This is a genomic window from Candidatus Fukatsuia symbiotica (assembly GCF_003122425.1).
GTDB lineage: Bacteria > Pseudomonadota > Gammaproteobacteria > Enterobacterales > Enterobacteriaceae > Fukatsuia > Fukatsuia symbiotica.
Map to the genome: position 1 here is coordinate 878,219 of NZ_CP021659.1, position 14,523 is coordinate 892,741.

The 14,523-nt window shown below is 43.3% G+C and carries 15 protein-coding genes and 1 pseudogene; 11 read left to right on the forward strand and 5 right to left on the reverse strand.

The genetic code is table 11. The features are described 5' to 3' along the window. The first annotated feature begins 31 nt into the window (after positions 1–31). The 8 genes from CCS41_RS04245 to CCS41_RS04275 all read left to right on the forward strand — a co-directional run bounded on the left by CCS41_RS04245 (position 32) and on the right by CCS41_RS04275 (position 5,524). Entirely contained in the window at positions 32–1,003 is a 972-nt protein-coding gene (locus CCS41_RS04245; protein WP_119797250.1) for an Rpn family recombination-promoting nuclease/putative transposase, read from the forward strand. 355 nt (positions 1,004–1,358) lie between these two features. Further along, positions 1,359–2,075: a Rha family transcriptional regulator gene (locus tag CCS41_RS04250; protein WP_119797248.1), complete on the forward strand. Its 717-nt coding sequence runs from the start codon at positions 1,359–1,361 to the stop codon at positions 2,073–2,075. 130 nt (positions 2,076–2,205) lie between these two features. Continuing rightward, complete coding sequence (locus tag CCS41_RS04255) at positions 2,206–2,469, forward strand: helix-turn-helix transcriptional regulator (protein WP_119797145.1); 264 nt, start codon at positions 2,206–2,208, stop codon at positions 2,467–2,469. Between the two features lie 400 nt (positions 2,470–2,869). Further along, positions 2,870–3,508 carry a helix-turn-helix transcriptional regulator gene (locus CCS41_RS04260; protein WP_240313845.1) on the forward strand — a complete coding sequence of 213 codons (639 nt, stop codon included), beginning with the start codon at positions 2,870–2,872 and terminating at the stop codon, positions 3,506–3,508. Between the two features lie 11 nt (positions 3,509–3,519). Further along, the gene (locus CCS41_RS15575; protein ID WP_162859985.1) at positions 3,520–3,663 is read left to right on the forward strand and encodes a hypothetical protein; all 144 of its coding nucleotides are present in this window, start codon (positions 3,520–3,522) and stop codon (positions 3,661–3,663) included. 104 nt (positions 3,664–3,767) lie between these two features. Then, positions 3,768–3,965, forward strand: a complete 198-nt coding sequence (locus CCS41_RS04265; RefSeq protein ID WP_119797251.1) for a hypothetical protein — start codon at positions 3,768–3,770, stop codon at positions 3,963–3,965. A 337-nt stretch (positions 3,966–4,302) separates the two neighbouring features. Beyond that, the gene (locus CCS41_RS04270; protein ID WP_240313846.1) at positions 4,303–4,482 is read left to right on the forward strand and encodes an excisionase; all 180 of its coding nucleotides are present in this window, start codon (positions 4,303–4,305) and stop codon (positions 4,480–4,482) included. Further along, positions 4,457–5,524, forward strand: coding sequence for a tyrosine-type recombinase/integrase (locus tag CCS41_RS04275; RefSeq protein WP_119797253.1), 1,068 nt, complete (start codon positions 4,457–4,459; stop codon positions 5,522–5,524). The genes CCS41_RS04270 and CCS41_RS04275 overlap by 26 nt, the downstream gene beginning before the upstream one ends. A gap of 58 nt (positions 5,525–5,582) precedes the next feature. On the opposite strand, the gene CCS41_RS04280 is transcribed toward CCS41_RS04275, so the two are convergent. Together CCS41_RS04280 and CCS41_RS04285 are read right to left on the reverse strand one after the other, a co-directional pair. After that, positions 5,583–6,464, reverse strand: a complete 882-nt coding sequence (locus CCS41_RS04280) for an IS630 family transposase (RefSeq protein WP_119797254.1) — start codon at positions 6,462–6,464, stop codon at positions 5,583–5,585. Positions 6,465–6,494: 30 nt separating this feature from the next. Beyond that, entirely contained in the window at positions 6,495–7,583 is a 1,089-nt protein-coding gene (locus CCS41_RS04285) for an IS4 family transposase (RefSeq protein WP_119797255.1), read from the reverse strand. 17 nt (positions 7,584–7,600) lie between these two features. Between CCS41_RS04285 and CCS41_RS04290 the strand changes: the two genes are divergently transcribed. Beyond that, positions 7,601–7,969 carry an IS630 transposase-related protein gene (locus tag CCS41_RS04290; protein ID WP_072549715.1) on the forward strand — a complete coding sequence of 123 codons (369 nt, stop codon included), beginning with the start codon at positions 7,601–7,603 and terminating at the stop codon, positions 7,967–7,969. 265 nt (positions 7,970–8,234) lie between these two features. Then, a complete protein-coding gene (locus CCS41_RS17615) occupies positions 8,235–8,426 on the forward strand; it encodes a transposase (protein WP_240313880.1) in 192 nt (63 codons plus the stop codon). A gap of 14 nt (positions 8,427–8,440) precedes the next feature. Here CCS41_RS17615 and CCS41_RS04300 read toward each other — a convergent pair whose 3' ends face one another. Then, positions 8,441–8,626 (reverse strand): transposase DNA-binding-containing protein, encoded by a 186-nt coding sequence (locus tag CCS41_RS04300; RefSeq protein ID WP_119797256.1) that lies wholly within the window; start codon positions 8,624–8,626, stop codon positions 8,441–8,443. Between the two features lie 231 nt (positions 8,627–8,857). Here CCS41_RS04300 and CCS41_RS04305 point away from each other — a divergent pair. Then, positions 8,858–9,001, forward strand: a pseudogene (locus CCS41_RS04305) (recombination factor protein RarA); the annotation flags it as partial. Between the two features lie 333 nt (positions 9,002–9,334). Here the strand turns inward: CCS41_RS04305 and CCS41_RS04310 are convergent. Further along, entirely contained in the window at positions 9,335–11,821 is a 2,487-nt protein-coding gene (locus CCS41_RS04310; protein ID WP_119797257.1) for a dermonecrotic toxin domain-containing protein, read from the reverse strand. 395 nt (positions 11,822–12,216) lie between these two features. Then, complete coding sequence (locus CCS41_RS04315) at positions 12,217–14,436, reverse strand: hypothetical protein (RefSeq protein ID WP_162859987.1); 2,220 nt, start codon at positions 14,434–14,436, stop codon at positions 12,217–12,219. Positions 14,437–14,523 lie beyond the last annotated feature (87 nt).

The window sequence follows — 14,523 nt, forward strand, 5'->3', positions numbered from 1 at the left end:
AACGTCGTTATATTAAGCTTAGGATAAAGCGATGAAAGCAATAATTTCTCCTCACGACGCCTTCTGTAAGAAGTTTTTGGGCAATCTTGAGGTGGCACGAGACTTTTTGAAAACACATTTACCGCCCGCTATTTTGGAGAAATGTGACCTTTCTACACTGAAAGTAGAAGATTGCTCCTTTGTTGATGAAAATTTGAGACAATATTTCTCTGATATTGTTTATTCAATGCAGATGAACGACGGCAGCAAGGCGTACATTCAGTGTATTATCGAACATCAAAGCAACCCGCAACTTTTGATGACGTTTCGTGAATTACGCTATTGTGTGGGGATTTGGCAAAAATATTTTGACAAAAACCCGAACGAAAAATTACCTATTGTGGTGCCGATATTGTTTTATCACGGAAAAAGGCGGCCCTATCCTTACAGCAGGGATTTGATGGATTGTTTTGTTGACCCGGAGCTAGCCAGAGAAATCTACACCAAGCCGTTTCCTTTGGTGGATATTAGCGTTATTCCTGATGAGGAAATCATGACACACGGCCATGTGGCGTTGATGGAACTGGTGCAAAAACACATTTACATGCGTGATATGATAAACATTGTCGGACCCATTGCAGAACTATTGAATAAAGGTTATACAAACCGTGAATTGTTCCACGCTTTGCTCTATTATATCACCTACCAAGGGGAAACGAAGAATACTGAAAAGTTCTTCAAAGCGCTCGTGGATCAGACACCCACTTACCGTGAGGACATTATGACAATTGCACAACAACTCGAAAAACGGGGCGAAAAACGGGGCATAGAACAAGGTCTGGAACAAGGCATGCAACAAGGCATGCAACAAGGCATGCAACAGGGCATGCAACAGGGTGAAAAAAAAGCATCCTTAAAAATTGCGAAAGAACTTCTCTCTCGAGGGATAAATCGCGATGTAATTAAAACGGCTACTGGACTTTCTGACCAAGATATTAAAAATATTGAAGTATTGCTACATTAAGGTGTCTTAACACTTGCTATACCCGGACGGGTTGAATGATGATTCAGCCTCGGGGAATATTGCGTTAAAGGTGTTAAATACCCTTAACTAGCGAATACCGCATACGCGAGTAGTGCGGTTTTTTTACGTCCATAGCGTGTCATGGTCAGATAGCGAGCAACTATACGCCTTCAATAAAACTAAATTCACCTTTAGCCTGCCGTCTTTGTGACTGTTTCAAAGATGGGATGGTATTCGTTAATTTTGTTAATAGAAGCAAAGCCCCCCGCTGACGCAACATCAAAGCTTAATTAATCTTCCGCTTCGGTAACGTACCGGAAGTCATTAATCGCAATTCACTTGCAAGGAATTCTGCATGTCAAATGTCATCACTATCTATCAACAGGTAAAAATGTCTAGCCGCGAAATTGCTCGACTAACGGGTAAACAGCATAAGGACGTACTTTATGACTGTAGAAAAATGTTTGAAGTGCTCACTATTCAATCGGCGGACTTTTCCGCCGATTACAAAGACGCCAGTCGTCGCACCTATCAGGAATATTTACTTGACCAGGATTTAACCATGACATTGGTCATGGGTTACAGTATTCCACTTCGCCATAAAGTCGCCACTCGCTGGCGGGAGCTAGAAGAGCAAGCAACACGGCCTGTCTGCGTATTGCCTAATTTCGAAGATCCACCGGTTGCGGCTATGGCATGGGCAGAGCAGTTTCGCGAAAAAATGAGACTGGCCTTAGTAAATAAAGAACAGGAAGAGGAATTACACGCGTTAAAAAGTCTCTTTAAAGAAGGGATGACGATCCCTCAATTTTGCAAAATGCTCAACGGTATTAATACACAACAGATTAATCACTGTTTGGCGAAAAGAAATTGGCTTTATAACGAAAGTAAATCCCATACCCGCTGGCGTGCAACCTCTTATGCGCGTGACCGATATTTGACGGAACATCAACATAAAATCAGCATTCATAGCGGTGATGACTTTATCAAGTACCGACCGGTTTTACTGCGCAAAGGGGCAATTCGATTGTTTTATCTCTATCGCAAAAATAAGCTGCCAATGAAAACATAACATTCACAATAAATTGCAAAACAACAACGGCAACGTAATCACCGTTTACATCAATTAACCCTAGCGCTAACAGAAGTGGTCTTCAGCCACCCCTGTCAGCTAACCACCATAACCTCTAGCGGAGGCTACAATGGCTAACATCGATATTACCCAATTTCCTGAATTACGGGAAGTGTTTCCTGAATTAACACCGGTGCAATTTGAAACGGCGATGCTGTTCTCTTTGGGTGTGTCACAAAAAGAAATTTCAGAATTGCGATCAATTTCGTACAAAGTGGTGAAACAGACACTGGAGGCGGCAAAAATCAAATTTGAGCCTCGTTCACTTCATGGTCTACTCACTATCTTCCATGTGCGTCTTGTGTTATTTGCTTTGCAGCAATGTGTAAAATGAATGGACTCTCGTTCTGTTAAATAGCAACGGCAAACCCGTACTACAAAATAAAAATAGGAGCATAGGTGCCTTAAAGGCACCTACAGCATCCCGTTTGTTCCCTTTAGTATTATCTGGCTTAAGTAATTAATACGTTCCAATCTGCATTGGAAAAAAGGCGCATTTTTAACGCAAAAGCCGATGTTACTTCAAAGGAGAAACCGTGATGAACAATCCCGTGATTGAAAACGTTGTATTCTGGATGACGGTGCCTTTTCTCATCCTATTAGCCCCGCTTATTTTAATATCGGTTATCTATTTTATTCGCGACTCATGTGCACGAAAAAAAACAAAAAAAAACTCATAGAATAATTTATGAATAAGATTAACTTGTCGTTACGTTCATTGTCTCTGACATCAAATGATGGAAAATAGTCAAGATGTTTGGGGAATAAAAAACTGTGACTCACGGTTTATTTATACCAATCGTGCTTTTTTTGACTTTTTCAATTTGCCACAAGGATTTGATGTGATAGGGCGGCGTGATGATGAACTTCCTACGTGTATTGCAGAATTTTCTTTAATAACTCAAAAATTGGAAAGAGAGGTTATAAAAAGCGGGCAAAAAATTACCCTCATTAAAACGCATTTTTTTGGTCGTGAACAGAAACTGCAACCTTATTTATACGAAACCTTTCCGTTGCATAATAAAAGAAAGAAATGCATCGGCACCGTTTTTTATGGCAGAAAACTGGCTATTATTTCACTGCCACACTACGTGGACAAGCTGACTGCCACGCTATTATTGGAACCGCCCTCGAATCTCTTCACACAATCTGAACTGAGGATAGTCTTTTATTTATTACGCACGATGAGTGCCAAGGAAATAGGTAAAAAATTGGCACGTTCTCATCGCACAATAGAAAATAGAATTCGTATTCTATACCAAAAGGCGAAAGTGCATTCATTGCTGGACTTTAAACATTTTTGTCATCAAACCGGCTTTGACCGCACTGTTCCCCACGCGTTTATACGTCCTGGGATACAGTGTATTGAGTAGGAGGTTTTCTTATGAGCAACAGACAGAGCAGAGCGAGAAAACGAGCGTTAAAAGATAAGGTATTGGAAGCTAAGCGAAATGAAAAGAAAAATTGGTTTACTCGATTAAGAAGTTGGTTTAAAAAGAGAAAAAAGCCTACACATCGATTGCCATAAAACCATTTTATTGCTTCTTCGAAAAATAATGCGTTTAGCGAAGGGCTTCGTCTTATCAATACAAGTGGAGTACTTACATATTATCTCTAAAAAAAGGAAGCGTTATGTTACAAGAAGTAATGAGAAAACCGTCAGAGATGATTTATATTGGCGCAACACTTCACCAAGCACTTGAAACCTTTGCCGCATCTATCAGTGCTCACTCTGAATATAAAATCACTGCAGCTCATTTTGCTCAATACCTTATCGACCATTATGGTGAAATAGCCAAAGACACGATTATTGCCACATTGAAAAATTGAAAATGGATTTTATTACAGAATAAATAAAATAGCCTTCTTCATCAAGGCTATTTTTATTTGATAAATTTTATATGATTGCCTCATTATTCGACCTATAAAGAGAAGACCCTATTTTAATACTACCCCCTCATAACAATGAAAGACGCTATTATTTATTGATATTGATTATTCCTCTCATTATTTTTTATTCTTAAAATAAAGTTATTCACATGACCCTCTATAACTCTTCCGTCTACAACACGGACGAGGTCATGACATTTTTAACGTTGATAAGGAAAGCGCTGCTATGGAAATCAGCCTCAAGCAATGGAATCAAAACCAGCCTCGCCCGCGTTGCATGGAACAAGTACGTCGATGGGTCCGCTCTGGTGCCATCCAACCGCCACCGCGGCGCGAGGGCCGAGAATATCTCGTCGAGGCGCATGCCGTAAAAATTGACCCAACAACCCCCGCCAGTTACGCCGGAAAACGCTTAATGGAGAGACTGTATCATGGCACGCAAAAGAAAGCCGGCTAACCGAGACCTGCCGCCCAATCTGTATGTCCGCAATAACGGTTACTATTGCTACCGAGACCCCCGCACAGGTAAGGAATACGGCGTAGGGAGCGTGAAACGTATCGCGATCAACGAAGCGATTGCCATGAACATGCAGATTTTTGACCAACGCCATAGCCTGGTAGACAGAATCAACGTGGGCAATACGGGCAATACGCTATCGGTGACAGAATGGATAGCCCAATTTACGGAAAAATTGCACCAACGTGGTCTTCGTCCTAAGACGATTCAGGACTACCAAAAAAGATTAGCGCCCGTCGCTCATGCTTTCCCTGATAGGATATTGAGTACACTGACCACCAAAGAGATTGCTATTTTTTTAAACAGTTACACCGAGCAAGGTAAAAACGCCAGTGCAAAGTTAATCCGTAGTGTACTTATCGATATGTTTAATGAAGCGATTGCAGAAGGTCATCTGGAAGCGAATCCGGTAGAAGCCACAAGGAATCCTCGTGTACAAGTACGGCGTGAGCGCTTATCACTGGAAGCGTTTCTCGTGATTAGAGAGGTTGCCAATCAGCGACCACCGTGGGTGGGGTTAAGCATGGATTTAGCCTTACTCACAGGTCAGCGAATGGGGGACATCCGGCAGATGCAGTGGAAAGATATTCATGACGGAAAATGGTGGTTACAGCAACAGAAGACCGGGATGAAACTGGCGATACCCTTAACCTTGAGTTTGGCAATCATTGATAAAAACGTTGAAGGCATTCTCAATGATTGTCGGCAACACATAAAGGGTGAACATTATGTTTTTGTGGGAAGGACGAAAACGTGTTTTAGTCAGGGACTTCTATCGACAGGGTTTGCAGATTCAAGAGAAAAATCCGGTTTGAAATGGCAGGGTACACCGCCCTCATTTCACGAAATCAGAAGTTTATCCGCGAGGCTGTACAGTGAAGCGAGGGGTAAGGATTTCGCGCAGAAATTACTGGGACATAAATCTTCTGTCATGACGGATAAATACCGTGACAGCAGAGGGAGTGAATGGGAGGAAGTTTGATACAAGTTATGATGTTTGGGTTATCGAGTAAGACGTTAAGAGAGAAGGCATTGTGACCTTATTTCGATCGATTGTGACCTTTGTGTTGTAATTTATTGATTTTTATTATAAATAAAATACAGTGGATATTCAACGTAAGCGCGGCGTCTTGCACAAGCTGTGAACGGTGATAGCCTGCACCCTCGAGGATCACATGTGCCGTTGTCGTGATGGGATAATGCGCGCGAATGGTAGACAGGAAGTGAACCACATTTTCGCTGTTAATCGTCTCATCATCACGGATTATGGGGTTAGCCACATTCTGGATGTTCAAGGCTCCCATGATATTCAACCGCGTTCTGCTCCCGGTGGTCTCTATCGTTTTATCCTGGCCTTTTCGTATCCAGCCGTAGCTTATTTTGGTGGCTTGTGTCGGATGAACGGCATCAATAAACAGTATGGGGTCATTACCCGCGGCGTCTTTCAATTCGCTGTAGGTCTTTATAAATTGCTGCTGTTTCTCAACGGCAAATTTATGCGGAACACCTTTCGGCTTTTTATAGCTAAAGCCATGCTGCTTCAACCCTTTATACAGACCTGATACGGTAAAGGTGATGTTCCAGCGTCCAGCGATATAGGCCACAATTTGGTGATTGTGGTGGTAGAGCGGCTGGGTGAGATGTTCAACCAGCGACGTGGTCTGTTCCGCATTGAGATAGCCATCGGAGCCGCCATTTTCAGGCTTGAGCTTGTTGAGTTTATGATAGTCTGTAAGGTGGCGCCGCACCGTGGTTTCATTAATGAGCTGTGAGTGAGCAATCATAGGGGGAGTCCAGCCGTCTGCGGACAACAAAACACACCGGATCCTGTCACAGACACGGCGGTCATGGCTTTGACGATGTTGGGCTTCGAGGGTAATTTTCTGGTCAGCAGTCAGCTCTATTTTCATGGCTATGAGCATGATCCTTATCGACTTCAAAATCAAGCATCTTCATTGATCACGGGTATACATCAGTTTGAAGGCGATAATGCTTTTGAGGGTGATCATTTTCGTTAGTTTGGTTGCCGTATTTAAACGACATTGTTCAACACAACATCCTGATTTCAGTGTTTTGAAGAACTCTTCTATCTTCCATCTCAGTCTATACCAATTCACTTGCTCTTCTGCTTCAAAGGCGTCAGTGGCCGTCAAATTGTTCAATAATACCCATTCGACAGGCGCTACTCCTTCTGGAGGAGGCTGTTCTTTAACACTGATGGCAGATACGTGAACCTTTTCATGGATATGCCGTGAAGCGTCTTTATTGGTAGGCCCATAAACTAGATTATTTCTAATGGGAAGCCAGCCTGAAATGGAGCGCATATCCACATAAGCCGTTCTTGCTACCCTTTGCTGATTTTTGGGCAGGGTGAGTGCTATGGTTTTTAAAATCGGCGTCTTTGACAAGGCGGTTTGCACCGTTGTTTTTTTCCCCTTTTCATCGATAAATTTTCTGTCTTTCCGGTTGCGGATAATAAAAAATGTTTTTAGTGAGCTTGCAACCCGAAAAAGTTCGAAAATATCCGCTTCTCTGTCTCCCAGCGTGATTAAGCAGGTATCTTTGGGTATCAGCGCCGCTGTCTCGTAGAGGGTCTCTATCCACTTAATACTTTCTTTCTCTTTCATTGTCGATTGATAAAGCCGCCGCTGTTTTTCCTGAGGCGTTTCCTCTCGGGAAACACGTGACCAGCATTTAAGCGAGGATAACCCAAGCGGCAAGCCCTCCTGAGTTACCATCAAACTTGCATGAAGCATCAACCCCATTTTATGTTTGTGATAGGCTTTAGATATACTTCCCAACCCCTCTGTCTTTTTATGTGAGTCAAAGTTCAACTCTGATGTGTCCTGAAGAGAAAAAACCAGTGAATGCCCCTCCAGACGTTTTTGTGTTTGCACACAATGTGTACGGAATAGCGCGCTCTTGCTCACTCTGTCATTGCTAAAAAATCGATAAGCTCCTTTGGCCTGTGACCAGGAGCCATGACAGCTTGGGTAAATTGAACCTGACGCTTTTGATGATATAGCGTAGGCTGTATAAATTGATGTATAATTTCAAGATGACTTATCCATTAAAATTTCGCCAACATGTATTGGCTATTAAAGAGCAAGAAAAGCTTACATATGCCCAAACGGCCACACGTTTTTGTATTGGGACCGCAAGTCTGATGCGCTGGGCTAAACGAATAGAACCCTGTCTGACACGTGATAAACCCGCCAGTAAAATAGCTCGAGCGGCGTTGATTCTTGATGTGGAAACCTACCCTGACGCGTCTCAATACGAGCGAGCCCAACGTATGGGAGTGAGCGCTAGAGGTATCTGCCATGCGTTGAAACGGGCAGGGTTTAGCTATAAAAAAAACATTTTATCATCCAAAAGCCAACGCCCAATCCCGAGAAGATTTTCAGATCAAGATCCAGGCCTATGAAGCCAGCGAGACCCCTATTATTTACGTTGATGAAAGCGGTTTTGCTCATGACATGCCCCGCCTCTACGGCTATTGAGCTAAAGGTAAGCGGTGTTACGGTCAACATGATTGGCACGCTAAAGCACGTACCAATGTCATTGGCGCTCAGCTTAACGGAAAATTAACCACCGTTTGTGCCTTTGAATACAATATCAATAGCGATATTTTTCATGCGTGGGTAACCCAAGACTGACTGCCAAAAATCCCTCAAGGGGCTGTTATCGTGATGGATAATGTGAGCTTTCACAAACGCCAGGATATCCAGTCTACTATACAAAAATCTGGTTTTATTCTGGAATATCTCCCGACGTATTCTCCTGACCTCAACCCGATTGAGCACAAATGGGCTCAGGCTAAAGCCCTTCGTAGGAAACGACAATGCGATATCGACACTCTCTTTTCTGACCCTTTGTTTTGAATCAATTTATACGGCTACAGCCATAATAAGCCCGCTGTTTCAAAAAAACGCTCTTTAAGGCGTTTATCTCCGAAATCAATTTGATGAAATTCTTCACGGATCCACTCATTCCCATTACCCGTTACTGTTTTCATGTGCCTGTTTCCTGATTTAACTATTGACTCTACCAATAATCCAATTTCACCTGAATCATTTTTCATTCAACTTTGTGGGTAAAAGTGAGACCTCAATCCCATTGAACATAAATGGGCACAAGCCAAAAGCAAAAGAAGGGACTTAAATTGCAGCCTTGACGCCTTATTCTCTCAATATAGTGCATAATCATTATTATGTCGTTCAGCTATATGTTGAAAATACTGACAAGGCCTATCATGTAGACGTAGGTATCAATCACTTCTCTGCGCAAGGGGGCATTTATTGACGGATGGTTAGCCACGGGCGAAAGTTATTTTCCAGCGGAAATGGCAAAAACGCGCTATTATTTTCCATCCTCACGTGGCCTTGAAGGTAAAATCACTGAACAATTGGCATGGTTAGCGCAACAAGATGAAAATAGCCCGGTAAAACGCTACTGATAATCAGAGAGTGACTTGGGAGTTGAGATCCAATGGAGGATTTTCTTATATTTGCCAACAGCCTTGGCTCTAATGACGCCTTCATGATTGATAACTCGCTGTTTTTTGAGATCACATCGAAGGTTTTTTCATTTTCGCCAGCGATTTTGCTCAAACAACGGTCAAAAAAAACGGCCGCACAAATTCTGTTAACGTATCCAGATTAATGCGACCGAATCAGCGTCATTATGCCGCAGGCGAATAGCTGCCTGGACTATTGCTACATGACAGCAATGGCGGAGCCATTTTATCTACGGCGATACCCGATGTAGACGATGCCCATACCCTGTCAGGTTACGAAGTGAAGGCCGCCATTTGTTCAGGCAGTAAACTGTTTTTTGTACCACGATCTTCCGCAATTTTGCTGTGATCACCACTCAAATTGGCATCGCGTCTGACTCTCTTTTTTTCTGTTGTCAATGTCGTATAAGACGGATTGGCAGGGGCGAAATCTCTCCCAATAATAGAGCGCCTGTTACGTATTGTCTCTGGTATTTTGCCCGCCAGATCCATTATCAAAAGTGATTGCGTATCTGGATTTTTCATTAATAAGCCGCGTCGGGTCTCTGAGTCAAAAAGGAACTTGCTCTTTGCACGGCCTATAGTATCAGCGCCCATTGCTTTCATGAAATTACTGTCTAGTATATGCGCACCCTTTAAGAATCCATGGGATATCCCTAATTGCTGTTTTCTTCTGTCCGTAGTAGGGTGCTCTTGCCCGTTTTGACCTGTACTTTTCACATAATAGTAATCGGGCACGGGTGCACCATCCACTTGAATACTCGCATGCACACTTTCGTGTAACAGGACTTGTAACCTTTCTATTGGATCCCTTTTGAAAAACGCATCATTAAACGCTATTTTCTTGTCTGCTGGATTATAATAGGCAACAACACCCTCTCTTTTTTGATCGTAGATCGACACTCTCTTGACACTCATGTCGTCGTTCTTCAACCATTCTCCAGTACCTTCAATAGATTCTATATTTTTCTTAATATTGTTAATATCTATAGCAGTCAATTCATTGGGATCCTCATATCCCAAATGCTCAGCCGCTATTTTTTTTCCTTCTTTAGTATCAAGTGCATCCTTTGCCTTCTGAAGGCTCTCTCTCATCTCATCTACCGCCTCACTAATTGCCCGGCCATTAACCATATCTTTTTTCCAGATAGCTTTTAGTCCTCGTTCATGTACCACAGTTCGACTTAACATACGATTGATATGGTCTGACATTCGATTGATCAATGTGCCTGAAACCTCCTCTACAGGCATCTCAGGTGATGAAGATCCGCTTGAAGAATCTGGCAGGGGCTCATTGACATCAAAAGTTCTTGGGCCTGAGACGCCAGGCTCATCAATCTGTGCTCCTGTCCCCAGCGCGCCAAACAGTATATTAACCCCGCCGTTAATAATATCACTGACCCCTTGGCTGCGTTGTGACTGCGTATCACCGTTGATGATTTCATCTGTACCCAGTTCAGACTGTGTTAGGCCAATTCCCAACAGCGTCAGGCTGCCCAGTCCTGGAAAAAGAAGAGCGCTTACGGCGGCGGTATCTGCCACCGGCCTCAGATTCATTAAGAGTTGTTCTTTGAAAACCTCACCATTAGTGGTCGTCAGCGTATTGGCATCCGCTAGTGTGCGCGCTTTGGCCTGCTGCGTTAACCAGGTAAATGCGTCTTCTCTGAGGGGTTTCGGATCATAATTAATGTATTTACTGTCCCAGCGATTTTGGGCAAGTTCCCTGAGAGCCGTATCAACGCCACAATAAGTATTACCATCCTGCCGATTATAGAGTGAAAAGTGACTGGCAAGTTCCGCGCGCTTATGGCTGTCTCGAGCCCGTTCCAGCACCCAATTACCAAGCTGCTGTTTATTATCAAACTCATGAAATGTTTTATCGTCACCGGGTTTGTATAAAATCATTTTTCCGTTGTCGCCGTGGATCAACAGCATGTCGTTTGCCGGATAGCCATAAATATCAAAGGTAGTCAGGCGGTTTTCTTTGCTGTCATAAAATCTTTTTTCCAGCTCTGCCATGAAAATTTTTCGATCATTGAGGGGATTTCCTGCCGTTGCTTTCAATACCAGCGCTAGCCCTTGTACAGATAAATCCCCCGCTTCATGCTGATGTTTGGCTGAAGCGATAAATAATCCTTTATTCACGATGCGAAACGTCTCTTCATTCGCTCGCCAGAATTCACTGAGTTTATCGATATATTTCTTGCTAAAGTTACTTTCGGTGACGATTTTCATAAAATCAACCGGCAACAGGCGAACCTCATTATGTTTGCCAAATCCACGGGCTGAACGACCTTCAGTATAAATCCCGGAGTTACTGCTGAGCTCGTCGAAATTAAGGCGGTCTTCGGCACCAAAATTACTTAACAACCGTTCCGTTAATGTTTTTGATTCCGCGGGAGGATCATTATGCTCCCAGCCAGTAAAAGTTTCAGATGAACTGGATGCATAATTAAATCTGTTAAAAAAAGTTTTATTGGGGTCAATCTCTAAACCGTATTTTTCTTTGATCGCATCTTTGAGATAGTTTGCAGCTGACTGGATTATTTGTGGATAATTCTCTTTCAGGCTGTTTACTTTTTCGAGGTAACTTTTCCGCTCTCTGGTGAGAAAATCTTCCTGATGCACGTTAACAGCACCTTCAGCAGGCACTAAGCGGAATGGACTCGAATGACCTAAAGGCTTCATATACCATTCCGTTTTTAAGATGGAAGCATCAGGATCTTGTAATGGCTGCACAGTCGTAGTTTGAGATTGCATGTTTTTTCCCCTCATATTAAGGCGTGATAAAAGCGTTATTCTGAGAGCCTGCTCGAAATCTCTTGTGCTCGCTGATACTTCGTCAAAAACGAGTTCAAAATGCTCATTTACGCCATGTAAACTGCACTTTTTCGCTCATTTTTTCCTCGTTTAAGCGTCGATCAAGAAGATTTGGAACAGGCTCAGGGTAACGAATTTTTCAATTACTGATAGTGTCTTGGTCGCGCACACACTGTCCATCAGGACAGGATGAAAAACCCATCCTCAATCGTAGACCACATGGCTATTTTCTGCATGGAGGCTACGGGCGTAAGCCAGTTAGTGCCACCGGGTAGTAAGTCTTGCGCTCTCTGGAGTATAAAATCTGGTCTTCAGTAGACAGTTAATGTTTTTTTTCAATTGTCTGGCTTTGCTAAAAAACTATCTTCCTTCCAGGCCGCCAAGGTGGCTTGGTATTGTATCTGTAATAATTTTTTTATGCTGATGTTGTTGTCTTCATCGTCTTCGTCTTCGTCATAATTTTCTTCGCTTTGATTATCTTTATTCGCTATAAAATGTGAGATTTGTATCGGCAATGCGCTGTAGCCGATATCAATTAATGCTGCCTGGGCGCGCACCACCTGGTAACCTCGATCCGTTGCGCTGATAGGGGGAACATCCGCCGAAAATATAGTGGGTAATTGACTTTTAAACGGCTGGATAAACATTTTTTGTAGCGCTAAGGCAGCCAGTCTGATGGTTTCCAGCGGTTTTATGCCTTGATCCGATAAATAGACCCACTTATCACTGTGACGAACGATGATTTTTTTCTCGTCTGGTTTTACCTCTAGCACTAGCGGTGTAGAGGTGGCGGTGATTACCGCCGGCTCGACGCGAAGAGTCCAGAAGCCTGTCACATCACGGCCTTTTTTATGCCACCACAACAGGGCATCTTGTTTTATTTCTTTGCTTTGCGTCAGTAAACTCTGAAAATCTTGCTGATAGCGGGCGTGTAAAGTGGGATCTAAAGCAGCATCGAATTCCCACTTCACTAGCCCGTTGAATGCGTTGGCCGTATCCTGTGGGCTGAGTCTTTCGATGGCATCTCTGATGGTATTGAGATCTTTGATAAAAAATAGCGTTTGAGCTACGGTGAGCCGTTTGTCAATTTTAGTGCGGAAGAGCACGGTATACTTGTCACTCTGTGCTAATATTTCCTTAAGCTGTTGATTAATTACTCGCCTTTCCGCCAGCGTCTGTTCAAAAGCGGTTTGTAGCGCTTGAGTGCGCATTCTCCCTGCCGTGTAGGCCTGTTTAAATTCTTCAGTCGCGTGAACGATACGCATTGGGTTTTTTTGACCCATTTCAACGAGGATAATATCGGTTAAATGATCGACTGGACCTACACCTCGACCCGCAATGGAGACACCATTGATTGCCATCGCATCAATATTTTTTAAACCGGTCAGCATGTGGACGGTTTCATGCGTCATGGCTTGAGCCACAGTAAATGAATGCTCCCCATCGTAGGAAAAATACTTCAGCTGGCTGATTTTTTCAGCAGAAGGCATGTCAATGGTATGGGCTTTATGTTTATTCAATAATTGTGTCAGGTTTTCAGTTCCGTGTGAGTTGAAATAGTCGCGACTTAGGGTTTTTGGATCCAGGTAAGCGCGTGGTCGGGTGTGGGTGCTGGAGAGATTGACGTGGATCGGTGCTGAACCTGAAAATTTATGCCGTTGTAGCAAGCGCCTAAAGGTTGGGCTGTGTTGAGCGGCGTTATCAAGATAACTCACAATCTCCATTGTGATCGATGTATTCTCCAGATCGCCGCTATAGTGGAATGTTTTTTCTATCAATTCTTCGGCCTTTGCCGCTGTCATATCAGGGACAGTGCGGATCTTTTTTACCGTGTTGATCACCGTCGGCTTGAGTAACATGGTGGCGGGAGGACGGAGGCGATCAAGATCATCGACATAGCTGATGGTTTTTTTCAGTGTCTGCAGCGGCAAATTTTGCAGTTTTTTGAGTTGTGCTAAACAAGGGATCAGCGCTAATTTATCACGCATCCATTGGTAACCTTTGTATAGTCCTAAGGTGATTTTTTTACCACCTTGATAGAGTGGCACGAGAAAACCAAACGGATTAGCTGCGTCAAGCAGTCCCCAAAATAACGTTTTACCCGTTTGTTTCGCCGCCAAAATAGCTCTTAACGTCGCCAGTGTTTTGGTGGTGACCGTGATTTTATTGGCGACTAGCGCCGCCCTCATCCCCGCTTTGAACGCCAGTCCAAAGGGCACCAAAAAGCTAGCCAATTCGAGCAGACCAAATACCGCTCCCAGAAAAGTCAGTTGCCCATCGTGATAATCTTTGGCAGTGCTGTAAAAGGGAATCAATACTCGTTTGGCGACATCACTTCTCACATTAGCGGCAGCGTCATGTTTTTCCTTTGGGGTATCACGGCGATAATAACTACGGGCCTCGGTAACAGGTAGGCCAAATACGTTGTCAACCATGTGTTTAGAGAGTTTTTCAATTTTCTCATCGTCAGTATCAGTGGTAACCAATGGGGGAAAGTTAAAAGATTTGACCTGTTGTGGAATTTGCTGTTTTTTATTGCTTATTTTGACTTCCACCCCGTAAGCGTTAACATCCACTTTTTCATTGACATAAAGTGGTGGTGGGGGGTAGGCTGTACTAACCCATGTGTTCCAGGAAGAATT